Genomic DNA, 23,757 nt, shown 5'->3' with positions numbered 1-23,757 from the left:
TTAGGAAACATTGACCCCGAAGTCTAGAGCGATGCCCCGGAGCCCCGACGCGTACCCCTGCCCCACCGCCCGGAACTTCCACTCGCCGCCGTACCGGTACAGCTCGCCGAAGATCATCGCGGTCTCGGTGGAGGCGTCCTCGCTGAGGTCGTAGCGCGCGAGCTCCTGGCCGTCGGCCTGGTTGACCACGCGGATGAAGGCGTTACCGACCTGGCCGAAGGTCTGGCCACGCTGGTCGGCGTCGTGGATCGAGACGGGGAAGATGATCTTGTCGCAGTGGGCGGGCACCTGCGAGAGGTTCACGATCAAGGACTCGTCGTCGCCGTCCCCCTCGCCCGTCAGGTTGTCACCGGTGTGCTCGACGGAACCGTCGGGGCTGGTGAGGTTGTTGTAGAAGACGAACCATTCGTCGCCCAGCACCCGGCCGTTCTGGCAGAGCAGCGCGCTGGCGTCGAGGTCGAAGGGCGCTCCGGTGGTGGAGCGCGCGTCCCAGCCGAGCCCGATCAGCACCTGGGTGAGGTTGGGTGCGGCCTTGGAGAGGGAGACGTTGCCTCCCTTGGCGAGCGTGACGCCCATGACGGTGGTCCTCCCCTGAGGTGTACTGCCGTGTACTGCCTGTACTGCCGTGTACTGCTCAATGAGGCACGTCCGGCGCCGCACGCGGGAAGCGTGCGGCGCCGGACGAGACTGCGCGGCGGGTGTCGCCGCGGGCTCAGACGTTGACGCCGAAGTCCTGTGCGATGCCGCGCAGGCCCGAGGCGTAACCCTGGCCGACGGCGCGGAACTTCCACTCGGTGCCGTGGCGGTACAGCTCGCCGAAGACCATGGCGGTCTCGGTCGAGGCGTCCTCGCTGAGGTCGTAACGGGCGATCTCGGCGCCGCCGGCCTGGTTCACGACGCGGATGAACGCGTTGCGGACCTGACCGAAGGACTGCTGGCGGTTCTCGGCGTCGTAGATCGACACCGGGAAGACGATCTTGGCGACGTCGGCGGGCACGCCCGCGAGGTTCACCTTGATCTGCTCGTCGTCGCCCTCGCCCTCACCGGTGAGGTTGTCACCGGTGTGCTCGACGGAGCCGTCGGCGCTCTTGAGGTTGTTGAAGAACACGAAGTCCTGGTCGTTACGGACCTTGCCGTCCTCGCCGGTCAGGATGGCGCTGGCGTCGAGGTCGAAGTCCGTCCCGGTGGTGGTGCGGACGTCCCAGCCCAGACCGACGGTGACGGCCGTCAGGCCCGGGGCCTCCTTGGTCAGCGAGACGTTGCCGCCCTTGCTGAGGCTGACTCCCACGAGTCCCTCCATTGGTTTCCAGGGGCAGCGCCCCCGTCGTGCGTTGGCATCGGATCAACGACTGGATCCTAGTGACCGGTTCCCGAGACGAGCAGGCTCTTGGCCTGAAGAGTTCAGAGGGTGTCGAGCGCCTTGATGTACTCGTTCAGGTCACGGGCGTCGGGCAGGGCGTTGACGACGGTCCAGCGCACCACGCCCTCCTTGTCGATGATGAAGGTGCCGCGCACCGCGCAGCCCTTCTCCTCGTCGAAGACCCCGTACGCGCGCGACACCTCGCCGTGCGGCCAGAAGTCGGACAGCAGCGGGTACTCCAGGCCCTCCTGCTCGGCGAAGACCCGCAGCGTGTGGATGGAGTCGTTGGAGACGGCCAGCAGCTGGGTGTCGTCGTTGACGAAGGCCGGCAGCTCGTCGCGGAGCGCGCAGAGCTCGCCCGTGCACACGCCGGTGAAGGCGAACGGGTAGAAGAGCAGCACCACGTTCTTCTCGCCGCGGAAGTCGGAGAGGCGCACGGTGCGCCCGTGGTTGTCCTTCAGCTCGAAGTCGGGGGCCTTGGTGCCGACGGTGATCGGCTCAGCGGCACGGGTCGCCTCGATCGTCATGAAAACGCAATCCCTTCCAGTGGGCATCCGGTGGCATCCCGGCGGCTTCCGGTGGCCCGGTGGCTGCCGGTGAGCGCGGGCGGGCCGGGCGGGGCTCCGGCCGGGTCCACCCTACGCACAGGGCCCCCGGCCGACGGTGTCGGCGGGGGCCCTGAGAGCTCTCGAGTGAGTCGGCGGGGTCAGCGCTTGGTACTGGTCTTGGCCGCCTTCGGCGTGATCAGCCGACTGCCGGTCCAGTCCTTGCCCCAGCTGATGCTCCGGGTCTGGGAGAGGCCGGCGGTCTGGGCGGCCTCATTGATGTCGCTGGGCTCGATGTAGCCGTCCCGGCCGGTCTTGGGCGTCAGGAGCCAGATCTCCCCACCCTCGTCGATCAGACCGATGGCGTCCACCAGCGCGTCCGTGAGGTCGCCGTCCTCGTCACGGAACCACAGCAGCACGACGTCGGCGACGTCGTCGTAGTCCTCGTCGACGAGCTCCTGGCCGGTGACGGCCTCGATTGCCTCACGGAGCCCCTGCTCGACGTCATCGTCGTAGCCGATCTCCTGGACCACCTGTCCGGGCTCGAACCCCAGCTTCGCTGCCGGGTTGGTCCGCTCCTCCGCGTGGTCCGCGGTCGCGCTCACGGCTTGCCTCCTGATCGTGTTTTTGGGAAATGCTTCGGCCGCGCGCGTACGCGAGGCGTTGGCCGTAGTCCACACGTGCTGGGCGGATCGCGCAAGTACCCGGCGGCCGAGACCGCCGAAACGGTGACTTTTGGGGCCGTCTCGCCCCAACTCCAGGTACCGCTCCACCCGCGCCCGTCATGCAACCGCGGCTCTTGACCCACTTTAGGGGCTTCTGCTCCCTCCTGGCGCCCGCAGAGGATCGATCATCCCGCCGAACGCAGGGCCGAATCGGGCGTAAGGTTGCGATTCACCCCGGATCTTGGTCCGGGACTCCCCCCGGGGTTACCTCACAGTAGAGATGACGTTTGCCTCCACGGGGTAGACGATGGTGGCGGCGCGACCGTACTACCGGCCCTTCCCCGTAGGCTCCACCGACCAGAAGGAACAGCGTGGCTTCCGGATCCGATCGCAACCCGATCATCATTGGCGGCCTTCCCAGCCAGGTCCCGGATTTCGATCCCGAAGAGACCAAGGAATGGCTGGACTCGCTCGACGCCGCCATCGACGCACGCGGCCGTGAGCGGGCCCGCTATCTGATGCTGCGCCTCATCGAGCGGGCCCGCGAGAAGCGCGTGGCCGTGCCCGAGATGCGCAGCACGGACTACGTGAACACCATCGCCACCAAGGACGAGCCGTTCTTCCCCGGCAATGAGGAGATCGAGCGCAAGATCCTCAACGCCACCCGCTGGAACGCCGCCGTGATGGTCTCCCGCGCCCAGCGCCCGGGCATCGGCGTCGGCGGGCACATCGCCACCTTCGCCTCCTCCGCGTCCCTCTACGACGTGGGCTTCAACCACTTCTTCCGCGGCAAGGACCAGGGCGACGGCGGCGACCAGATCTTCTTCCAGGGGCACGCGTCGCCCGGCATCTACGCCCGCGCGTTCCTGCTGGACCGGCTGACCGGGACGCAGCTCGACGGCTTCCGCCAGGAGAAGTCGAAGTACCCCGACGGCCTGTCCTCGTATCCGCACCCGCGGTCGATGCCGGACTTCTGGGAGTTCCCGACGGTCTCCATGGGCCTGGGCCCGATCGGCGCGATCTACCAGGCGCGGATGAACCGCTACATGCACGCGCGCGGCATCGCCGACACCTCCAAGTCGCACGTCTGGGCCTTCCTGGGCGATGGCGAGATGGACGAGCCGGAGTCGCTCGGCCAGCTGTCGATCGCCGCCCGCGAGGGCCTGGACAACCTGACCTTCGTCGTCAACTGCAACCTCCAGCGGCTCGACGGCCCGGTGCGCGGCAACGGCAAGATCATCCAGGAGCTGGAGTCGCAGTTCCGCGGCGCCGGCTGGAACGTGATCAAGCTGATCTGGGACCGCTCCTGGGACCCGCTGCTGGCCCAGGACCGCGACGGCGTGCTGGTCAACAAGCTGAACACCACGCCGGACGGACAGTTCCAGACGTACGCCACGGAGACCGGCTCGTACATCCGGGAGCACTTCTTCGGCGGCGACCACCGGCTCCGCGCGATGGTCGAGAACATGACCGACCACCAGATCCTGATGCTGGGGCGCGGCGGCCACGACCACCGGAAGATCTACGCGGCGTACAAGGCGGCCGTGGAGCACCAGGGCCAGCCGACCGTGATCCTGGCGCAGACGGTCAAGGGCTGGACGCTCGGCCCGAACTTCGAGGGCCGCAACGCCACGCACCAGATGAAGAAGCTGACGGTCGACGACCTGAAGCGCTTCCGCGACCGGCTGCACCTGCCCATCGCCGACAAGGAGCTCGAGGACGGGCTGCCGCCGTACTACCACCCGGGCCCGGAGTCCGAGGAGATCCAGTACATGCACGACCGCCGCAGGGCGCTGGGCGGGTACGTCCCGACCCGTGTCGTGCGGGCGAAGCCGCTGGCGCTGCCGGACGACAAGGCGTACGCGGCGGTGAAGAAGGGCTCGGGGCAGCAGTCGATCGCGACGACGATGGCGTTCGTCCGCCTGCTGAAGGACCTGATGCGGGACAAGGAGCTCGGCAAGCGGTTCGTGCTGATCGCGCCCGACGAGTACCGCACGTTCGGTATGGACTCCTTCTTCCCGAGCGCCAAGATCTACAACCCGCTGGGGCAGCAGTACGAGGCGGTCGACCGCGAGCTGCTGCTCGCGTACAAGGAGTCGCCGACCGGGCAGATGCTGCACGACGGCATCTCGGAGGCGGGCTGCACGGCCTCGCTGATCGCCGCCGGGTCGGCGTACGCGACGCACGGCCAGCACCTGATCCCGGTGTACGTCTTCTACTCGATGTTCGGTTTCCAGCGGACCGGCGACCAGTTCTGGCAGATGGCCGACCAGCTGTCGCGCGGTTTCGTTCTGGGCGCGACCGCTGGGCGTACCACGCTGACCGGCGAGGGCCTGCAGCACGCGGACGGCCACTCGCAGCTGCTCGCCTCGACGAACCCGGCCTGTGTCGCGTACGACCCGGCCTACGGCTACGAGATCGCGCACATCGTCAAGGACGGTCTGCGCCGCATGTACGGGCCGGACAGCGAGGACGTCTTCTACTACCTGACCGTCTACAACGAGCCGATCCAGCACCCGGCCGAACCGGCGGACGTGGACGTCGAGGGCATCCTCAAGGGCCTGCACCGCATCAGCGCCGGTGCGGCGGGCGCGGTCCCGGCGCAGATCATGGCGTCGGGCGTCGCCGTGCCGTGGGCACTGGAGGCGCAGCGGATCCTCGCGGAGGAGTGGAACGTCCGCGCCGACGTGTGGTCGGCGACCTCGTGGAACGAGCTGCGCCGCGATGCCGTCGCGGTCGACGAGCACAACCTGCTGCACCCGGAGGAGGAGCAGCGCGTCCCGTACGTGACGCGCAAGCTGTCCGGCGCGGAGGGGCCGTTCGTGGCCGTCTCCGACTGGATGCGGTCGGTTCCGGACCAGATCGCGCGCTGGATCCCGGGCCCGTACACCTCGCTGGGCGCGGACGGCTTCGGCTTCGCGGACACCCGGGGGGCGGCGCGGCGGTACTTCCACATCGACGCGCAGTCGATCGTGCTGGCGGTGCTGACCGAGCTGGCGCGGGCGGGCAAGGTGGACGGTTCGGCGCTGAAGCAGGCCATCGACCGCTACCAGCTCCTCGACGTCTCGGCGGCCGACCCGGGCGCGGCGGGCGGCGACGCGTAGGCACCCCGGCGAACGCTCCGGCGGTAGGTGCCCCGGCGGTAGGTGCGGGGGGACTGCGTCTCCCCGCACCCGCCTAGCATTCCGGACATGAACGAACGCTGGGAGGCGCGCACCCAGGCGCCGCTGCTGGGGCTCGCCGTCGCGTTCGGCGTGGCCTACGCGATACCGATCGTGGCGCCCGACGCCGCCCCATGGGTCCACCAGAGCTGTCTGGTGGTGGAGTGGGTGGTGTGGGGCGCCTTCGCCGTGGACTACGTCGTACGACTGGTGCTGGCGCCGGAGCGGTGGCTCTTCGTACGCCGCCACCCGCTGGACCTGGCCGCGGTCCTGTTGCCGCTGATCCAGCCGCTGCGGCTTTTGCGGCTGGTCTCCACCCTGCTGCTGGTCGGGCGGCGGGCCCGGATGGCGCCGCAGATCACGCTGACCACGTACGTGGCCGGCGCGGTGGTGGGGCTGATGATGTTCGGCTCGCTGGCCGTGCTGCACGTGGAGCGGGACGCGCCGGACGGGAACATCAAGACGCTGGGTGACGCCGTCTGGTGGTCGTTCACTACGATGACCACCGTCGGGTACGGCGACCACGCGCCGACGACCGGGCTCGGGCGCGTGCTGGCGGTGGGACTGATGCTCTCCGGCATCGCCTTGCTCGGTGTCGTCACCGCCAACATCGCGGCGTGGTTCATCTCCCGCTTCGAGCGGGACGACGCGGAGGAGCGCCGCCAGACGGCGCTCCTCGAAGCCCTGACGCAGGAGGTCAAGGACCTGCGAGCGGAGGTCGCCCGCCTGTCGGCGGGCGTCCCGCCCCAGCGCCACGCCCAGGCACCCTCCGATCGGCCTTGAGGTCCCGCGCCGCGCGATCCGGCCCGGTCCGCCACCACGTCCGGCCGCGTGACCGGGGGTTCCACGCGCTGGGGTCCGGGTACCCCGGCTCATGATTCCCAGACCTTGAAAGCCCGTACCTGGTACGGGGATTCGGGCACCCAGGTCCCGCCGCCCGGATACGTCTCGAACTCGCCGGTCTCCGCGCACTCGGCCGACTGGTACGTGGTGACGGGCCGTCCGGTGCGGTTGGCGACGGCGGTGGCGGTGGTGCCCGCGGGGAGCGGGACGCAGCTGTCGATGTCGACGCCGGTCAGCTCGTACGTCTGCCGGCCGCCGCGGAAGTCCTGCTTCGGCCACAGGCACAGCTGGCCGGTGTCGCATGGTCCGAGCCGCGGTGCCACGGCGGCCGCGGGGGCGGTGGTGACGGTCGCGCCGGCGCTGGCCGGCAGGGCGAGCCCCACCGCGCACGCGGCGAGCGCGGCGGCGGTGGAGGCGAGCAGGACGGTGGCGTAGGTACGCATGACGGGTCCCCCGTTACGTGTCGTGACGATCACTTGGCTATAGCGTGACGCAGCGTGATCGTGGGGCGGAAGGGGGCCCGGCTGCATTCACCCGATCGTGTGGCCGACCGCCGCGGGGCACACCTCGGGTCCCGGCAGACGTGTGCTGCCGGGGCCCGAAGTCACCACATCGATAAACCACACCGATAAACCGCACCGATAAACCGCACCGATAAGTGGGGAGCGGCGGCGGTGTCAGATGTGGGCGGCGCCCGCGCCCGCTTCGGCGTTCTCGCCGCGCTTGGTCAAGGTCGCGACCAGGGCCGCGACGACCGCCACCAGGCCGGCCACCGTGAACGCCATGCCCATGCCCGACATGAAGGTGTCGTGGATGACCCCGCCGATCCGGTCGGCCATATCCGGCGTCATACCGGGCGCCTTGGCCAGCTCGGACGGGACCATGCCGAACTCCGCCGCCTCCTCCAGCCGCGGGTCCGGCGGGACCGGGATGCCAGCCGCCTTCCAGTTGCCCGCGAACTCGGCGCTGACCTTGGAGGACATCACCGCACCCAGCACCGCCGTGCCCAGCGCGCCGCCGACCTGCATCGCGGCCTGCTGCAGACCACCGGCCACGCCGGAGAGCTCCAGCGGGGCGTTGCCGACGATGACCTCTGTCGCGCCCACCATGACCGGCGCGAGGCCGAGGCCCAGCAGGGCGAACCACAGCGACATCGCGAGCGTGCCCGTGCCCGACGTGAGCGTGATCATGCCGAACATGGCCGCGGCGGTGCAGACCATGCCGCCGACCAGCGGGACGCGCGGTCCGAACTTGGTGATGAGCGCGCCCGCCAGCGGCGAGGAGACGATCATCATCGCGGTCAGCGGCAGCAGGTGCAGTCCGCTGTCGACCGGGCTGAGCCCCTTGACGCCCTGGAGGTAGAACGTCACGAAGAAGAGGCCGCCCATGAAGGCGAAGGCCATCAGGACCATCAGCACGACACCCGCGGAGAGCGGGACGGAGCGGAACATGCCCAGCGGGATGAGAGGTTCCTTGACCTTCGTCTCCCAGACGGCGAAGAGCGCGAAGAGGACCACGGCGCCGAGCATGCAGAGCCAGGTGTTGCGTCCGCCCCAGCCCCAGGACTCGCCGGCCTTGATGAGACCGAAGACGAGCGACCCCATCGCGCCGGACAGCAGCAGGATGCCGACGACATCGAACGACCGCGGGGCGTTCTCCGCCCGGTGGTCCCTGAGGATCAGCACGCCGAGCACCAAGGCGACGACGCCGACCGGCACGTTGATGAAGAACACCGACTGCCAGCTGACGTGCTCGACCAGCACGCCGCCCAGGATCGGGCCGCCCGCGGTGGACGCGCCGATGACCATGCCCCAGATGCCGATGGCCATGTTCAGCTTCTCGGCCGGGAACGTGGCGCGCAGCAGGCCGAGCGCGGCCGGCATCAGCAGCGCGCCGAACAGGCCCTGGAGCACACGGAAGGCGATCACCAGGGCGATCGAGTCGGACATCCCGATCGCGGCGGACGCCCCCGCGAAGCCCGCGATACCTATGAGGAAGGTCTGGCGGTGGCCGAAGCGGTCACCGAGCTTGCCGGCCGTGATGAGCGCGACGGCGAGCGCGAGGAGGTAGCCGTTGGTGATCCACTGCACGTCGGCGAGCGACGCGTTGAGGTCCCGCTGGATCGCGGGGTTGGCGATGGCGACGATCGTGCCGTCGAGCGCGACCATCATCACACCCACGGCAACAGCGAAGAGAGTTAGCCATGGATGGCCGCGCAGCCCCTTACCGGGTGCCCCTGGGGAGCCCTGGCCCTGCGGGCCCCCCGGACCCTGCGACGGCGTCTTGACGGTGGTCTGACTAGTCATACCGGGAGGCTAATGTCAGCGACTGACAATTGACAAAGCAATTCACACGCCGGTAACTGTCATATCGCTCACAGGTACCCTGAGCTGGTGAAAGTGTCGAGACAAGGGCCATCAAGTGACGGTTGAGCAGCCGCCCGTCGTGGGGTTGCGCGAGCGGAAGAAGCAGCGCACCCGGGACGCCCTCGTGCGCGCCGCGCTGGAGCTCTTCACCACCCGGGGGTACGAGGGGACCACCGTCGACGAGATCGCCGCCACCGTGGACGTCTCGCAGCGCACCTTCTTCCGCTACTTCGCCAGCAAGGAAGAGGTCGCCTTCGCCGTCCAGCACATGGTCGAGCGGCACTTCGTGACCGCGCTGTGCGACCGCCCCGCCCACGAGGCCCCGCTCGACGCCCTCCGCAACGCCCTCCTGTCCGCCTGGGACACCATCGAAGAGGCCATCACCGAGGTCGTCCCGGTCGAGTTGTACCTGCGCACCTTCCAGGTGATCGAGTCGACGCCCGCGCTCCTCGCCGTCCATCTGCGCCGCTCCATCGAGATGGAGGAGAACATCGCCCGGCTCATCGCCGACCGCGAGGGGCTGGACGTGGACGCGGACCCGCGGCCGCGCGTCGCCGTCGCCGCGTTCAGCGGCGTCATGCGGATCACCGGCCAGTTGTGGGGCCGCGGGGAGGACGCCTCCCTGGAGGCGATCCGCGCCCTCACCGAGTCCTATCTCGACCACCTGGGCCCGGCCCTCGCCGGCGCCTGGCGCGACCCGGCCCACTCGGGCGCACCTGCCTCGTAGCCGGACACGCAGAACCGCGGCGTACGCCTGGGCCGTGGCGTACGCCTGGGCCGTAGCGGGTGCGTACGCCGCCGGAGCCGGGCGCGCCGTCGCATGCGCCCGGGCGCACAGGTGCGCGGGGCGCGCACAGTGGGTGACCGCGCTTCCCCGCATTCCCTCCCCTAAGCGTGATCCACGTCACCCGTTTCGCGAGGCCCCACGCGCTTCTCCTAGGGTGTCCCGCAGTGACTTCCTTCGACTCCTCTCCCACGCTCACCGTCTGGCGCACTTTGCTCGCTCTCGCGGTGGTTTTCATCCTCCTCATGACCACCGGCTGGACGGCGATACGCCCCCAAGGGGCGCCGGGAGAGCCGCGCGAGGCCGCGCTGGCCGCATGGCGGAATGGCCGGATCGGTACGCATGAGCTGCCCGACCCCGAGGCGCCGCCGGGCGTGATCGCGGCGTTCTTCCGGGCGCTCAAGGCCCCGCAGCGGGAACGGCTCGCCGCCGAGCACCCCCTCGTCGTGGGCAATCTCGACGGCGCGCCCGTCACGCTGCGCTACCGCGCCAACCGCTACGCCCTCGGCCGGGCCCTCGACGTCGAGCGCAAGCGGGCGGCGGACAGCCGGCTGTCCGCCGCCGGGCACCAGGAAGCCCTGCGCCGCGCGCACCGGTTCACCTCCCTCATGGGCGACGGGCGCCAGATCCTCTCCTTCGACCCGTCCGGCAAGGGCCGCGTGGCCCAGGTCTTCGGTGACCTCGACCGCGCCGAGCGCGTCTCGGTGATCGTGCCCGGGGTCGACACCAACCTGATCACCTTCCAGAAGAGCGCCCGCAAGTACACCGCCCCCGTCGGGATGGCCCAGTCGCTGTACGCCGCCGAACGCGCCGCCTCCCCCACCACCCCTACCGCCGTCATCGCCTGGGCCGACTACACCTCGCCCGTGGGGGTCGGCATGGACGCCGCCACCGGGCGGCTCGCCGCCGACGGCGCGGTGCGGCTGGTGTCGATGACCGGCGCGCTGCCCGGGGACTCGCGGGTCTCGCTCTTCTGCCACAGCTACGGCTCCGTCGTCTGCGGTGTCGCCGCGCGCCGCCTGCCCGAGCGCGTCTCCGACGTCGCCGTCGCGGGCAGCCCCGGCATGCGCGCCGAGAGCGCCGCCGCCCTCGGCACCCGCGCCCGCGTGTGGGCCATGCGCGACGCCGACGACTGGATCGCCGACGTGCCGTACCTGGACGTCGGCGGACTGGGCCACGGGGCCGACCCGGTGGCGCCGGAGTTCGGCGCGCGCGTGCTGTCGGCGTCCGGTGCCGTGGGCCACGCCGGGTACTTCGAGCCGGGCACCAAGAGCCTCGAGAACTTCGCGGCGATAGGCGTCGGCGCGTACGACAGCGTCAGCTGCGCGGGCGGCGGCAGTGGCGAGAACAGCCACAGCGACCACAGCGACGGACGCGGCGGACGCGACGGGCGAGACGACGGCGACAGCGGTGGCGCGCGTGGCGCCGACGACGCCTGCCGCAGTGGAATCTCCGGTTCGAGCGCCGCCTGACGCGCGTAGAGGCGCGCGCAGTGTGGCGCACATCGGAACTTTCGAGGGGCGACGCGCGGGCGCACGCCGCATACGATGAGGCGCATGGGTGATGTGCTGGCCGGAATTCATGCTTCCTGGGAGTTCGAAACCGACGCCGTGCTCATCCGCTTCGAACGGGGGATACGCGCACCGAAGCTCTTCCAGACGCTGCGCGAACGACGCATTCCCCACGAGGCGTTGGCGTCGGTGACCCTCTCCCCGGGCAAACGCGGCACCGTCGTGCTGCACGCGGTACCGAGACCGGGCGCCGATCCGCTGATGGAGGCGGCCGCCGGCCAGCTGAAGGAGGGCATCGACCCCTATCGGCTCGTCCTGCCCGCCGACAGCGAGACCCTCGCCGAGTACTACGCGGACGAACTGCGCGCCCAGCTCGGGCCGCGCGCGGGCGAACCCGCCGAGCGGTTCCTGGTGGCGGCCCCCGAGGCGCCGCTCCAGTTCAAGGCGTACGACGGGAAGGCGTCCTTCGACGGGAGCCAGGTGGCGTTCCGGTGGTTCTGGACCGGTGCCTCCTCGGCCAAGTGGAAGGCCGGCGACCAGTCCTTCTCCGTACGGGAGCTCGCTGGCGTCGAGTGGCGCTCGCCCGATGTCCTGGACGGTTACCTCCGGCTGCTGCGGCGCGGCCACACCCCGGAGCCCCAGGCGGACCAGGACCCGGCCGCCGTCGTCTTCGGCCTCGGGTACGGGCCCGTGCACGAGTCGCTGCCCTTCGCGGCTGCGGTGCTCGCGGCGGTACGCGACGGAGGTCGGGACGGGAGCAGGGACGGTTCCGCGGCCGTGGGCCCGGCGACCGTGCCCGTGCCGGTGACCGTGGGAGCCGGGCGGCGCGACCCGGCGGACATCGCGGAACGCATCCGGCACCTGGGGGAGCTGTACCAGGCGGGGCTGGTGACCGACGAGGAGTTCACGGCGAAGAAGGCGGAGCTGCTGGCGGAGCTGTGAGGCACGGCAGGGCTCTGAAGCATGGCGAAGGCTGTGAGGCACGGCAGGGCTCTTAAGCATGGCGAAGCTCTGCGGCACGGCGGAGCTGTGAGGCATGGCGGAGCTGCACCGCCGGGCCTGGACACACAGGCGTCAGGCGTCGGCACGACCACCCGATACTTCGGGGGGCTTGCCGCCTGATACCCCGGTATGACGCGGCCGCACACGCCGCTGCCTAGGCTGATCCGTCATGCCCACCCTCCCGACGCCCTCTCCCCCTCCCCCTCCCCCTCCCTCATCCGCGCCCAAGCCTCCACCCCCACCCCGGCTGCGCGATGCCGCGCGCGCGTCCCTGCGTGCGCTCGGGACCGCGCTCATCACCCCCACCCGGCCCGGCGCGCCGCTGTTCGCGCACGCCGGGGCGTCGTGGCTCCGCCGTCTCCCGTACGCCGTCGCCCTCGTGTTCGTCGCGGTGCTGCTGCCCGTGACGGCCACCGTCCTCGCCCAGAACTACGAGCTGAACGGTGCGCTCGCCGGAGCCCTCGCCACCGCCCAGACCGCCCCGCTGCTGCTCGCCGTGGGCCGGCCGCTGCAGGCCTGGTGGATCATCGGGGCCGCCGACGTGGCCGGCGCGCTGCTGGTGCTCGGCGCGGGCCAGGCGACGGGGCGGCTCTGGCCGTGGACGCCGATGGTCGTGGTCGGCTACCTGGTGCTCATGGTGGCCGTGGGGTTGCGCGAGTCGCGGCGCACGCTCCTCGGCGTGTGGCTGGTGACGGGCGCGGCCGGATTCGCCTTCGAGCTGGTGTCGGAGCGGCGGGCCGGCGCCGTCCACCTGCTGCTGTTCATCCTGACCGGGGTGATCCTGCTGCTGACGGGGACGCTGCGGGAACGCCGCGACGCGCAGCGGCGGCTGGCCGAGCAGGAGACGATCAGCGAGGCCGAGCGTGCCCGGCGCACGCTCCTGGAGGAGCGGGCCCGGATCGCGCGCGAGCTGCACGACGTGGTGGCCCACCACATGTCGGTGATCACGGTGCAGGCGGACTCGGCGCCGTACCGGATCGAGGGGCTCCCCGAGGCGGCGCGCGAGGAGTTCACGACGATCGCCGCGTCCGCGCGCGAGTCGCTGACGGAGATGCGGCGGCTGCTGGCGGTGCTGCGCAGCGACGGCCGGGAGGGAGGGGACGGTACGGAGGGTACGGGCGCGGGCGCGGGGGTCGAACGGGCTCCGCAGCCCGGGCTGAACCGGCTCCAGCAGCTCGTCGAGGCGACCGTACGGGCCGGGGTGCCGGCCGAGTTGTCGCTGCCGGCGGCCTCGGCGCTCGGCGCCGTACCGCAGGCGGTGGACCTCTCCGCGTACCGGATCGTGCAGGAGGCGCTCGCCAACGTGGTGCGGCACGCGCCCGGGGCGCCGACGCGGGTGTCGGTGACGTCGGCGGACGGCTGGCTGACGGTACTGGTGGTCAACGGCCCGCCCGGGGATCCGATGTCGTCGGCGCGGAGTCGGCGGGGTCCCGTGGAAGCGCCCGGGAGCGGCACCGGGCACGGACTGGTCGGCATGCGCGAGCGCGTACGGTTGACGGGCGGCACGCTGGACACCGGGCCGCTGCCGGACGGGGGGTACCGGGTGGCGGCCCGCATGCCCCTGAGCGTGAAGGAGCATGTGTGACCATCCGCGTGATCATCGTCGACGACCAGGCCATGGTGCGGGCGGGGTTCGCCGCCCTGCTGTCGGCACAGCCGGACATCGACGTCGTCGGCGAGGCGGCCGACGGGCGGGCGGGCGTCTCCGTGGCCCGTTCCACGCACCCCGACGTCGTCCTGATGGACGTGCGGATGCCGGAGATGGACGGGCTGGCGGCGGCACGCGACGTGCTGAACCCGCCGCCCGGTGTGGACGTCCACCGCCCGAGGGTGCTGATGCTCACCACCTTCGACGTGGACGACTACGTGTACGAGGCGCTGCGCGCCGGGGCGTCCGGCTTCCTGCTGAAGGACGCCCCGCCGGCGGACCTGATCGCGGCGGTACGGGTGGTGGCGGCGGGCGAGGCGCTGCTCGCACCCTCGGTGACGCGCCGTCTGATCGCCGACTTCGCCGCGACCCGGCCCGCCCCGCGCCGGAACCACTCCCTCCGCCTGAACGGTCTGACGCCCCGTGAGACGGAGGTCCTGGAGCTGGTCGCCCGGGGCCTGTCGAACCAGGAGATCGCGAGCCACCTCGTCCTCGCCGAACAGACGGTGAAGACGCACATCGGCCGGGTGCTGTCCAAGCTCGACCTGCGGGACCGGGCGCAGGCCGTGATCTTCGCGTACGAGTCCGGGCTGGTGACCCCCGGCGACGCGCACCGCTGACCACCCACCACCCACTGCCGACGCCGCCACCCCGTACCCCGGTATCACCCCGTGGATGGCTCCGCGGGGTGACGCTCCGGTCTGGCCCGCGCCCCTACCTTCCTCCCGCCGGACAGGGCGAAGGAAACAGAGGGGGGCGCGATGCGCCGGTACACGAAGACGTACACGAAGACGTCCACGAAGACGCGCGCGAAGACGCACCGGAAGACGCGCCGGAAGGCGTACAAGAGGGCCGCGATCACCGCCGTGCTGGTGCTGGCCGCCGTGGCCGGGACCACCGGGTGGGCCACCGGAGGGGCCGGCGGCGGACAGCAGGCCGTGACCGGGCCACCGCCGGGTACGGCCGCGTGGCGAGCGGATACGTCGCTGGGGCGGGAGCTGCCCGACCCGGCCACGGCGACCCCCGCGCAGGTGGCCGCCTTCTTCGGCGGACTCAGCGCCGCGCAGCGGCACGACCTCGCGCGGCGCCACCCGGGCGTGGTGGGCAACCTGGACGGTGCGCCCGTGGCCCTGCGGTACGAGGCGAACGCCCTCTCCGTACACCGTGACGCGCGGTACGCCCGACTCGCCGGGCGGCAGATCCTGGCGTTCGACCCGCGCGGCCGCGGCCAGGTCGCCGAGGTGTACGGGGACCTGGCGCGCAGCCGGCACATCGCGGTCATCGTGCCCGGCTCGGACATCGACGCGGGGACGTACGACCGAGCCACCGACCCGTACGGCACGCCTGCCGGGATGGGGAAGCAGCTGCGCGGGGCGACCACGGACACGGCCGTCATCGCCTGGACCGGGTACACCACGCCCGTCGGCATCGGGCTGGACGCCGCCACCGGCGACCTCGCCGAGGCCGGGGCCGAGCGGCTGGTCCGGCTGACCGACGGACTCGCGGCCATCGGCGCTCCCGAACCCGCCGTGTTCTGCCACAGTTACGGCTCCGTCGCGTGCGGCCTGGCCGCCGAGCGGCTCAAGGCGAAGGACCTCGTCGTGCTCGGCTCCCCCGGCATGCGCGCCGAGAACGTCGCCGACCTCCACACCACGGCCCGCGTCTGGGCCGCCAAGGATCCGTCGGACTGGATCGACGACGTCCCGAACGTCCAGGTCCTCGGGGTCGGCCACGGCCCCGATCCGGCCGACCCCGACTTCGGCGCCCGAGCCGTGCCCGCCGCCGACGCGGACGGCCACACCGGTTACTTCGCACCCGGCACGCGGTCGCTGCACGCCTTCGCCGCCATCGCCGAAGCGGACGTGGACGCGGACACGGACACGGACACGGACACGGACGCCATCACGGACGCGGACGTGAAAGTGGACGGGGGGCGCGCACGATGAGCAGGCTCCTCGACCTCGCCTCGCGCATCGAAGGGCGCACGCCCGCGCATCGCGACCGCGCCATCGACGGGTTGCGCGCCCTCGCCCTCCTCGCCGTACCCCTCGGGCACTGGCTCCTCGGCGGCTTCACCCTCGACGGTGACGGGGGCCTGCACAACGCCAGTCCCCTCACCGCCTTCGGGTTCTTCGCGCCCGTCAGCTGGGTGCTGCAGATGCTCGGCATCTTCTTCCTGGTGGGCGGCTACGCGTCCGTCCTGTCGTACCGCAGGCGCACCGGCTCGGCGGCCGCGTGGCTGCGGGGGCGGCTCGCCCGGCTCGGCCGGCCGGTGCTCGGGGTCGCCGCGGTGTGGGCGGTGCTGCTGCCGGTGCTGTACGCCGCCGGCGTGCCCGCCGCCACGCTGCGCACGGCGTCGACGCTGGTCGTCCAGCCGCTGTGGTTCGTCGGGGTGTACGCGGTCGTCACCGCCCTCACGCCCTTCTGCGTGCGGGCCTCGCGCCGCCTCGGTGCCTGGGCGGCGGCGCCGCTGCTCGGCTGGGTCGCCGCCGTCGACCTCCTGCGCTACGGGCCGTACGCCGACGCCGACGCCGTGGCGTCCTGGCTCGGCATGCTCACGATCCTCCCCGGCTGGCTCTTCGCGTACCAACTGGGCGTCTCGTGGGGCGAGCAGCGGCTCGTCCGGCGGCACGCGTGGGGGCTGCTCCTCGGCGGGGTGGGGCTCTTCGCGGTGCTGCTCGGCTTCTTCGACTACCCGGCCTCGATGGTCGGCGTGCCGGGCGAGGCCCGTACCAACTCGCACCCGCCGTCGCTGCTCGTCCTCGTCCTCGCCGCCGCGCAGAGCGGCGCCGCGATCCTGCTGCGCGACCGGCTGGACGGGCTTCTGCGGCGGCCCGCCCTGTGGGCGCCGGTCGTGGTCGTCAACCTCTCGGCGATGACGATCCTGTGCTGGCACCAGACGGCGATGCTCGCCGCGGCCGTACCGGTGTCCCTCACCGCGGGCACGCTGCCGGGCCTGACGGCCGCGCCCGACACCCTCGGGTGGGTCGGGGCGCGGCTCGCCTGGCTGCCGCTCTTCGCCGGGCTGCTCGTCGTCATCGGGCGGTACGCGCGCGGCTTCGAGTCGCCGTGGACGAGGGCCGGCACAGCCCTCCGTACGGCGGCGGCGCTGCTCGCGGCCGGGTTCGCGGTGTTCGCACTGAACTGACCACGCACCCCGGCCGCCTGCCGCGGCCGACCAGCCCTCTCGGACGGCCAGCGCCCTCGGACGGCTAGCCCTCGCGGGCGGCCGACGTGAACGTCATGTCGGCGTAGCGGTCCCCCGCCACCCGCTCGGCGATCGGCTCCAGCAGCTCCAGCTCCTCGGCGCCGAGCGTGATCCGGGTGGCCGCGGCGTTCTCCAGCAGGCGGGCCCGCTTGCGCGTGCCGGGGATGGGCACGACGGTGAGGCCGTGCACGGACGCCCGGTGCTGCACCCACGCGAGCGCGACCTGAGCCGGCGTCACCCCGTGCGCCTCGGCCACCTTCCGTACCGGGGCCAGCAGATCGGCGTTCCGCTGGGCGTTCTCGCCGGAGAAGCGCGGGTGGCTCTTGCGGAAGTCGTCGCTCGACAGGTCCTTGACCGCGTCGACGAACACCCCGGCCAGGAAGCCCCGGCCGAGCGGCGAGTACGGCACGAACGCCACGCCCAGCTCGGCGGCCGCGCCCACCGCGCTGCGCTCGACGTCGCGGCTGAACAGCGACCACTCCGACTGCACCGCGGCGATCGGGTGCACGGCGTGCGCCTCGCGCAGCTCGGCGCCGGTCACCTCGCTCAGGCCCAGGTACTTGACCTTGCCCTCCTTGACCAGTTCGGCCATGGCGCCGACGGTCTCGGCGAGCGGCACGGCGGGGTCGCGGCGGTGCATGTAGTAGAGGTCGATGACGTCGACGCCCAGGCGGCGCAGGCTGCCCTCGACGGACGACCTGATGTACGCGGGGTCGTTGCGGATGCCCCGGTACGTCGGGTCGTCGGTGCGTACGATGCCGAACTTCGTGGCCAGCGTGATCTCGTCGCGGTGCGCGGCGACGAACGGCGCGAGGAACTCCTCGTTCGCACCCCGCCCGTAGACGTCGGCGGTGTCGATGAGGGTGACGCCCGCCTCCAGCGCGGCGTCCAGGGTGTCGCGGGCCGCCGCCTCGTCGGTGGCGCCGTAGAACTCGCTGATGCCCATGGCGCCGAACCCCTGGACACCGATCTCGGGGCCGTCCGCGCCACCCAACCGTACCGTGGCGATCTTCTCGATGCTGCTGTCGCTATTGCTCTTGCTGGTGCTGTTGTTGGTGCTACCGGTGCTGCTCATCAGGCTGTCAGGCCCTCTCCGGCGTCCTGTCGTGGACGCCCGCGTAATAGTTGATCTTGTGGTCGAGTACGGCGAGGGTGTCCCGGAGCTCCGCGATCCGCGCCCGCACGTCCCGGCGCGTCCGCTCCAGCAGTTCCTGCCGCTGCTCGACGGTGTGCTCGCCCTCGCGCACCAGCTCGGCGTACCGCACCATGTCGGCGACCGGCATGCCGGTCAGCCGCAGCTTGCCGACGAACGTGAGCCAGTCCAGGTCCCGGTTGGTGAACCGGCGCTGTCCGGTGTGCGAACGATCGATGTGCGGCATCAACCCGATCCGCTCGTACCAACGCAGCGTGTGGGCGGTGAGCCCGGTCCACTCCGCGACTTCGCTGATCGTGTAGCGGTCCCGGCCGTCGGGGCGCGGGTGCGGCGGCGGCGCGGAGACGCAGACCTCGATGTTCGGCGTCCGTACGGGGGTGCTTGCGATCACCGTCATGCCCCCACGCTAGGAGGTTGGAGTGCACTCGAAGCAAGGAGATTCCCGGGCAAGATCCAAGACGGAATCGCGGGCGCATTCGAACGAGGCGCCGCCGACGATACGCTCGTACGCATGCAGAGCCTGGCGATGATCGAGAACTGGCCCGTCCCCACCGCTGCCGCCGCCGTCGTACGCGCCGACGGCACGACGGCCGGAGCGCACGGCCCCACGGGGCGGCGCTTCCCCCTGGCCTCGGTCACCAAGCCGCTCGCCGCGTACGCCGTGCTCGTCGCGTACGAGGAGGGGGCCGTCGAGCTCGACGAGCCGGCGGGGCCCGAGGGGTCCACGGTGCGCCACCTGCTCGCGCACACGTCGGGGCTGGCGTTCGACGAGCACCGCGTGATGGCGGCGCCGGGCGCGCGGCGGATCTACTCGAACGCCGGGTTCGAGGTGCTGGGCGACCATGTGGCCAGGGCCACGGACATCCCGTTCGCGGAGTACCTGCGCCAGGCGGTGCTGGAGCCGCTCGGCATGAAGGACACGGCCCTGGAGGGCTCGCCCGCGAAGGACGGCGTCTCGACCGTCGACGACCTGGTGCGGTTCGCCGCCGAGGTGCAGGCGCCGCGGCTGCTGGACCCGCGGACCGTGCTGGAGGCGATGTCGGTCGTCCACCCGGGGCTGACCGGCATCCTGCCGGGGTACGGCCACCAGAGGCCCAACGACTGGGGCCTCGGCTTCGAGATCCGGGGCGCCAAGTCGCCGCACTGGACGGGGGCTTCGTCGTCGCCGCGGACCTTCGGGCACTTCGGGCAGTCGGGGACCTTCCTGTGGATCGACCCGGACGCCGGGTGGGCGGGCGGGAACGGCACAGGCGCGGCGTGCGTGGCGCTGACCGACCGGGCCTTCGGGCCGTGGGCGACCGAGGCGTGGCCCCCGTTCACGGACGCGGTGCTGGCGGAGCTGCGCGCCCCGGCCTGAGCGCCCCGCCTCTTCACGCGTCGCGCCGCACCGGCCTGAGCGCCCCGCCTCCTCACGCGTCGCGCCGCACCGGCCTGAGCGCCCCGCGCCGTTCCCTCAGCCCGACATCTCCCACACCAGCACCTCGCACGCCTCCAGCGCCACCAGCTCCAGGCCCTCCGCGCCGGTGATCCGGGCCGCGTCGCCGTGGCCGAGTTCCTCGCCGGCCAGCCGTACCCGTCCCCGTACGACATGCGCGTACACGAAGGGCGCGTCCGGGACCGCCGTACGCTCGCCCTCCGCGCTCAGGCGGCGCACGTGCAGCTTGGCGCCGGCCGCCGGCACCGCGTACGGCGTCGAGTCGGCGATGCCGGGCACGGTCTCGTACGACGGCTGCCCGCCCGGCTCGAGTGGCGCGAGCCACATCTGTACGAAGGTGAGGGGTACGTCACCGTCGTTGCGCTCCTCGTGCCGCACCCCGCTCGCCGCGCTGAGGTGCTGGACGTCGCCGGGGCGCACCACCGACGCGTGCCCGGCGGAGTCGCGGTGCGTCAGCTCGCCCTCGACGACCCAGGTGACGATCTCGGTATGGCTGTGCGGGTGCTCGGCGAATCCGGCGCCGGGGGCGAGCCGCTCCTCGTTGCAGGCGAGGAGCGCGCCGAAGCGCAGGTTGTCGGGGTCGTAGAAGCGCCCGAAGGAGAAGGCGTGCAGGGTGGCTATGCCGGCCGCCGGGTCGCCGCCGGCGTACCTCTCGTCAGCGCGCTGAACGGAAATCACAAGGCCAACGGTAGACCGGCTGGTCACTCCCCCGTCCCGATAAGGCAGTCTTGTCCCGTGCCTGAACCCGCTGCGAACGACGCCCACCCGCACTCCGCGACCCTCAAGCGCCTGGAGCAGTCCTCCGGGCGGCTCGCGGCGAACGCCATCGCCCGTATGGACGAGACGCTGCCGTGGTACCGGGCGATGCCGCCGGAGAACCGGTCCTGGATCGGACTGGTCGCCCAGGCGGGTATCGCCGCGTTCACGGAGTGGTTCCGGCACCCGGAGACCCCGCAGGCCATCTCCACCGACGTCTTCGGCACGGCGCCGCGCGAGCTGACCCGGGCGATCACGCTGCGCCAGACCGTCGAGATGGTGCGTACGACGATCGAGGTCATGGAGTCGGCGATCGAGGAGGTCGCCGCCCCCGGTGACGAATCGGTGCTGCGCGAGGCGCTGCTCGTCTACGCCCGGGAGATCGCCTTCGCGACGGCGCAGGTGTACGCACAGGCGGCGGAGGCGCGCGGCGCGTGGGACGCGCGGCTGGAGTCGCTGGTCGTCAACGCCGTGCTGTCGGGCGAGGCGGACGAGGGCGCGGTGTCGCGGGCGGCCGCCCTCGGCTGGAACTCGCCGGAGCACGTGTGCGTGATCCTCGGCACCGCGCCGGACGGCGACAGCGAGCTGACGGTGGAGGCGATCCGCCGGGCGGCCCGCCACGCCAAGCTCCAGGTCCTCACCGGGGTGCTCGGCTCCCGGCTCGTGGTCATCGCGGGCGGCAGCGACAACCCGCTCCACGTGGCGAAGGCGTTGATCGGCCCGTACGCCGCGGGCCCGGTCGTCGCGGGGCCGATCGTGCCCGACCTGCTGGCGGCGACCCGGTCCGCGCAGGCCGCGGCGGCCGGACTGAAGGCCTGCTCGGCGTGGCAGGACGCGCCGCGGCCGGTGCTGGCGGACGACCTGCTGCCGGAGCGCGCGATGGCCGGCGACCCGTCGGCGCGCGAGCAGCTGGTGGAGGAGATCTACAGACCGCTGGAGGAGGCGGGCTCCGCGCTCCTGGAGACGCTCAGCGTCTATCTGGAGCAGGCGAGCAGTCTGGAGGGCGCGGCCAGGATGCTGTTCGTGCACCCCAACACCGTGCGCTACCGGCTCCGACGTGTGACGGACGTCACCGGCTGGTCGCCGTCCGATGTCCGCTCGGCGTTCACCCTGCGGATCGCCCTGATCCTCGGGCGGCTTGCCGAGGCGGACACGCAGGCGTGAACCGCCCCTAGACTTTGTCGAACACCAACAATTCACCCGACGGTTCTTCGTCCCAGTCCCCACGGGCGGTGGGAGCCGTCCACAAGAGAGAGTGTGAGGGTGCTCGTACTCGTCGCTCCCGGCCAAGGCGCTCAGACGCCCGGCTTCCTGACTCCCTGGCTCGACCTCCCCGGGGCCACCGACCGTGTCGGCGCGTGGTCCGAGGCCATCGGGCTCGACCTCGTCCACTACGGCACGAAGGCGGACGCGGACGAGATCCGCGACACGGCCGTGGCCCAGCCGCTGCTGGTGGCGGCCGGTCTGCTGTCGGCCTCCGCCCTCGGTGACGTGACGCCGGGCGCCGTGGCCGGCCACAGCGTCGGCGAGATCACCGCGGCGGCGTTCGCGCGGGTCCTCGACGAGACCGCCGCGCTCCGCTTCGTCCGGACGCGTGGCCTGGCGATGGCCGAGGCCGCCGCCGTCACCGAGACGGGCATGTCGGCGCTGCTCGGCGGCGACCCGGAGGTCACCGTTCCGCACCTGGAGAAGCTGGGTCTGACCCCGGCGAACGTCAACGGCGCGGGCCAGATCGTCGCCGCCGGCACGATGGAGCAGCTCGCGGCGCTGGAGGCGGACAAGCCCGAGGGCGTACGCCGCGTGGTGGCGCTCAAGGTCGCCGGCGCGTTCCACACGCACCACATGGCACCCGCGGTCACGGCGCTCCAGCAGGCGGCAGACGGTCTCGACCCGGCCGACCCGGTGGTGCCGTACGTGTCGAACAAGGACGGGCGTACCGTTGCCACGGGCGCCGACGTCGTCGCCCGCCTGGTGGGGCAGGTCGCCAACCCGGTCCGCTGGGACCTGTGCATGGAAACGTTCCAGCAGCTCGGCGCGACCGCGCTGGTGGAGGTGTGCCCCGGTGGCACCCTGACCGGCATCGCCAAGCGCGCCCTGCCGGGTGTCGCGACCCTCGCGCTGAAGACGCCGGACGACCTCGACGCGGCGCGCGCGCTCATCGCCGAGCACGCCGGCCCGGCCGCGTGACGCACGCCCCGACGACGACGCCCGCCTGACAAGGAGCCATAGAGCATGGCGAAGATCAAGCCCAGCCAGGGCGCCCCGTACGCACGGATCATGGGCGTCGGCGGCTACCGCCCGACCCGGGTCGTGCCCAACGAGGTGATCCTCGAGACGATCGACTCGTCCGACGAGTGGATCCGCTCGCGCTCCGGCATCACCACCCGCCACTGGGCCTCCCCGGAGGAGACCGTGACGGCGATGTCGGTCGAGGCGGCCGGCAAGGCCATCGCGGACGCCGGGGTCACCCCGGAGCAGATCGGCGGCGTCATCGTCTCCACCGTCTCGCACTTCAAGCAGACGCCGGCCGTCGCCACCGAGATCGCCGACAAGATCGGCGCGGTCAAGCCGGCGGCGTTCGACATCTCGGCCGGCTGCGCCGGCTTCGGCTACGCCCTGACCCTCGCCAAGGGCATGGTGGTGGAAGGTTCCGCCGAGTACGTGCTGGTCATCGGCGTGGAGCGGCTCAGCGACCTGACCGACCTGGAGGACCGCGCGACGGCCTTCCTCTTCGGTGACGGCGCGGGCGCGGTCGTCGTCGGCCCCGCCAAGGAGCCCGCGATCGGCCCGACCGTGTGGGGTTCCGAGGGCGACAAGTCCGAGACCATCAAGCAGACCGTCGCCTGGACCGATTACCGCGACGGCACGGTCGAGAAGTTCCCGGCCATCACGCAGGAGGGCCAGGCGGTGTTCCGCTGGGCCGTCTTCGAGATGGCGAAGGTCGCCCAGCAGGCGCTGGACGCCGCCGGCATCACGGCGGCCGACCTGGACGTCTTCATTCCGCACCAGGCCAACATGCGGATCATCGACTCGATGGTGAAGACCCTGAAGCTGCCGGAGCACGTCACGGTCGCCCGTGACGTGGAGACCACCGGTAACACCTCGGCCGCCTCGATCCCGCTCGCGATGGAGCGGCTCCTGGCGACCGGTCAGGCGAAGAGCGGCGACACCGCGCTCGTCATCGGCTTCGGGGCGGGTCTCGTGTACGCCGCGACGGTCGTTACCCTCCCCTAGGCACTGTTCGGAGCTTTCCCCGGAGACATCCGGACGAACTCGGACGAACAGTCCACCCCCTCTGAGAAACACCCTCTGAGAAACAC

Annotated in this window: 22 protein-coding genes; 13 read left to right on the top strand and 9 right to left on the bottom strand. The window is 71.8% G+C overall.

Annotated elements, in window-relative coordinates; translation table 11 throughout:
• The 4 genes from AB0A69_RS01345 to AB0A69_RS01330 all read right to left on the bottom strand — a co-directional run bounded on the left by AB0A69_RS01345 (position 1) and on the right by AB0A69_RS01330 (position 2,510).
• On the bottom strand, positions 1-576 hold the full coding sequence (locus tag AB0A69_RS01345) for a TerD family protein (RefSeq protein WP_361414019.1): 576 nt from the start codon (positions 574-576) through the stop codon (positions 1-3).
• 136 nt (positions 577-712) lie between these two features.
• Positions 713-1,288, bottom strand: a complete 576-nt coding sequence (locus AB0A69_RS01340) for a TerD family protein (RefSeq protein ID WP_361414016.1) — start codon at positions 1,286-1,288, stop codon at positions 713-715.
• A gap of 113 nt (positions 1,289-1,401) precedes the next feature.
• A complete protein-coding gene (locus AB0A69_RS01335; RefSeq protein ID WP_361414013.1) occupies positions 1,402-1,887 on the bottom strand; it encodes a peroxiredoxin in 486 nt (161 codons plus the stop codon).
• Positions 1,888-2,066: 179 nt separating this feature from the next.
• Complete coding sequence (locus AB0A69_RS01330) at positions 2,067-2,510, bottom strand: DUF3052 domain-containing protein (protein ID WP_361414010.1); 444 nt, start codon at positions 2,508-2,510, stop codon at positions 2,067-2,069.
• Between the two features lie 431 nt (positions 2,511-2,941).
• Between AB0A69_RS01330 and aceE the strand changes: the two genes are divergently transcribed.
• Positions 2,942-5,674, top strand: a complete 2,733-nt coding sequence (gene aceE / locus AB0A69_RS01325) for a pyruvate dehydrogenase (acetyl-transferring), homodimeric type (RefSeq protein ID WP_361414007.1) — start codon at positions 2,942-2,944, stop codon at positions 5,672-5,674.
• A gap of 87 nt (positions 5,675-5,761) precedes the next feature.
• Positions 5,762-6,514 (top strand): potassium channel family protein, encoded by a 753-nt coding sequence (locus tag AB0A69_RS01320; protein ID WP_361414004.1) that lies wholly within the window; start codon positions 5,762-5,764, stop codon positions 6,512-6,514.
• An 89-nt stretch (positions 6,515-6,603) separates the two neighbouring features.
• On the opposite strand, the gene AB0A69_RS01315 is transcribed toward AB0A69_RS01320, so the two are convergent.
• Together AB0A69_RS01315 and AB0A69_RS01310 are read right to left on the bottom strand one after the other, a co-directional pair.
• A complete protein-coding gene (locus tag AB0A69_RS01315) occupies positions 6,604-7,017 on the bottom strand; it encodes a peptidase inhibitor family I36 protein (RefSeq protein ID WP_361414001.1) in 414 nt (137 codons plus the stop codon).
• A gap of 234 nt (positions 7,018-7,251) precedes the next feature.
• Positions 7,252-8,880 carry an MFS transporter gene (locus AB0A69_RS01310; RefSeq protein WP_361413997.1) on the bottom strand — a complete coding sequence of 543 codons (1,629 nt, stop codon included), beginning with the start codon at positions 8,878-8,880 and terminating at the stop codon, positions 7,252-7,254.
• A 115-nt stretch (positions 8,881-8,995) separates the two neighbouring features.
• Between AB0A69_RS01310 and AB0A69_RS01305 the strand changes: the two genes are divergently transcribed.
• The 7 genes from AB0A69_RS01305 (at position 8,996) to AB0A69_RS01275 (ending at position 17,033) form a co-directional block, all read left to right on the top strand.
• The gene (locus tag AB0A69_RS01305) at positions 8,996-9,667 is read left to right on the top strand and encodes a TetR family transcriptional regulator (RefSeq protein WP_361413994.1); all 672 of its coding nucleotides are present in this window, start codon (positions 8,996-8,998) and stop codon (positions 9,665-9,667) included.
• Between the two features lie 224 nt (positions 9,668-9,891).
• Positions 9,892-11,196, top strand: a complete 1,305-nt coding sequence (locus tag AB0A69_RS01300; protein ID WP_361413991.1) for an alpha/beta hydrolase — start codon at positions 9,892-9,894, stop codon at positions 11,194-11,196.
• Between the two features lie 84 nt (positions 11,197-11,280).
• On the top strand, positions 11,281-12,177 hold the full coding sequence (locus AB0A69_RS01295; protein WP_361413988.1) for a DUF4429 domain-containing protein: 897 nt from the start codon (positions 11,281-11,283) through the stop codon (positions 12,175-12,177).
• Between the two features lie 229 nt (positions 12,178-12,406).
• A complete protein-coding gene (locus tag AB0A69_RS01290; RefSeq protein ID WP_361413985.1) occupies positions 12,407-13,822 on the top strand; it encodes a histidine kinase in 1,416 nt (471 codons plus the stop codon).
• A complete protein-coding gene (locus tag AB0A69_RS01285) occupies positions 13,819-14,505 on the top strand; it encodes a response regulator transcription factor (protein ID WP_361413983.1) in 687 nt (228 codons plus the stop codon). Before AB0A69_RS01290 ends, AB0A69_RS01285 begins: the two co-directional genes overlap by 4 nt.
• Positions 14,506-14,646: 141 nt before the next feature.
• Complete coding sequence (locus AB0A69_RS01280) at positions 14,647-15,831, top strand: alpha/beta hydrolase (RefSeq protein ID WP_361413980.1); 1,185 nt, start codon at positions 14,647-14,649, stop codon at positions 15,829-15,831.
• A complete protein-coding gene (locus AB0A69_RS01275) occupies positions 15,828-17,033 on the top strand; it encodes an acyltransferase (protein ID WP_361413976.1) in 1,206 nt (401 codons plus the stop codon). Before AB0A69_RS01280 ends, AB0A69_RS01275 begins: the two co-directional genes overlap by 4 nt.
• Positions 17,034-17,097: 64 nt before the next feature.
• Here the strand turns inward: AB0A69_RS01275 and AB0A69_RS01270 are convergent, their stop codons facing one another.
• Both AB0A69_RS01270 and AB0A69_RS01265 read right to left on the bottom strand, forming a co-directional pair.
• The gene (locus tag AB0A69_RS01270; protein ID WP_361413973.1) at positions 17,098-18,168 is read right to left on the bottom strand and encodes an aldo/keto reductase; all 1,071 of its coding nucleotides are present in this window, start codon (positions 18,166-18,168) and stop codon (positions 17,098-17,100) included.
• A gap of 7 nt (positions 18,169-18,175) precedes the next feature.
• A complete protein-coding gene (locus AB0A69_RS01265) occupies positions 18,176-18,643 on the bottom strand; it encodes a MerR family transcriptional regulator (protein WP_361413971.1) in 468 nt (155 codons plus the stop codon).
• A 114-nt stretch (positions 18,644-18,757) separates the two neighbouring features.
• Here AB0A69_RS01265 and AB0A69_RS01260 point away from each other — a divergent pair, with 114 nt between their 5' ends.
• A complete protein-coding gene (locus AB0A69_RS01260; RefSeq protein ID WP_361413968.1) occupies positions 18,758-19,603 on the top strand; it encodes a serine hydrolase domain-containing protein in 846 nt (281 codons plus the stop codon).
• 96 nt (positions 19,604-19,699) lie between these two features.
• On the opposite strand, the gene AB0A69_RS01255 is transcribed toward AB0A69_RS01260, so the two are convergent.
• Positions 19,700-20,359 carry a pirin family protein gene (locus AB0A69_RS01255; protein ID WP_361413965.1) on the bottom strand — a complete coding sequence of 220 codons (660 nt, stop codon included), beginning with the start codon at positions 20,357-20,359 and terminating at the stop codon, positions 19,700-19,702.
• A 57-nt stretch (positions 20,360-20,416) separates the two neighbouring features.
• On the opposite strand from AB0A69_RS01255, the gene AB0A69_RS01250 reads away from it, so the two are divergent.
• From AB0A69_RS01250 to AB0A69_RS01240, 3 genes are all read left to right on the top strand, one after another.
• A complete protein-coding gene (locus tag AB0A69_RS01250; protein WP_361413962.1) occupies positions 20,417-21,601 on the top strand; it encodes a helix-turn-helix domain-containing protein in 1,185 nt (394 codons plus the stop codon).
• 99 nt (positions 21,602-21,700) lie between these two features.
• Positions 21,701-22,624 carry an ACP S-malonyltransferase gene (locus tag AB0A69_RS01245; protein ID WP_361413959.1) on the top strand — a complete coding sequence of 308 codons (924 nt, stop codon included), beginning with the start codon at positions 21,701-21,703 and terminating at the stop codon, positions 22,622-22,624.
• Between the two features lie 45 nt (positions 22,625-22,669).
• A complete protein-coding gene (locus tag AB0A69_RS01240; protein WP_361413956.1) occupies positions 22,670-23,671 on the top strand; it encodes a ketoacyl-ACP synthase III in 1,002 nt (333 codons plus the stop codon).
• Positions 23,672-23,757 lie beyond the last annotated feature (86 nt).

Origin of the sequence: Streptomyces sp. NPDC045431 (assembly GCF_040646655.1) — a bacterium.
Classification (GTDB): Bacteria; Actinomycetota; Actinomycetes; order Streptomycetales; family Streptomycetaceae; genus Streptomyces.
Note: the sequence above shows the minus strand (reverse complement) of the source record. Positions and strands in the feature narration are given on the sequence as shown.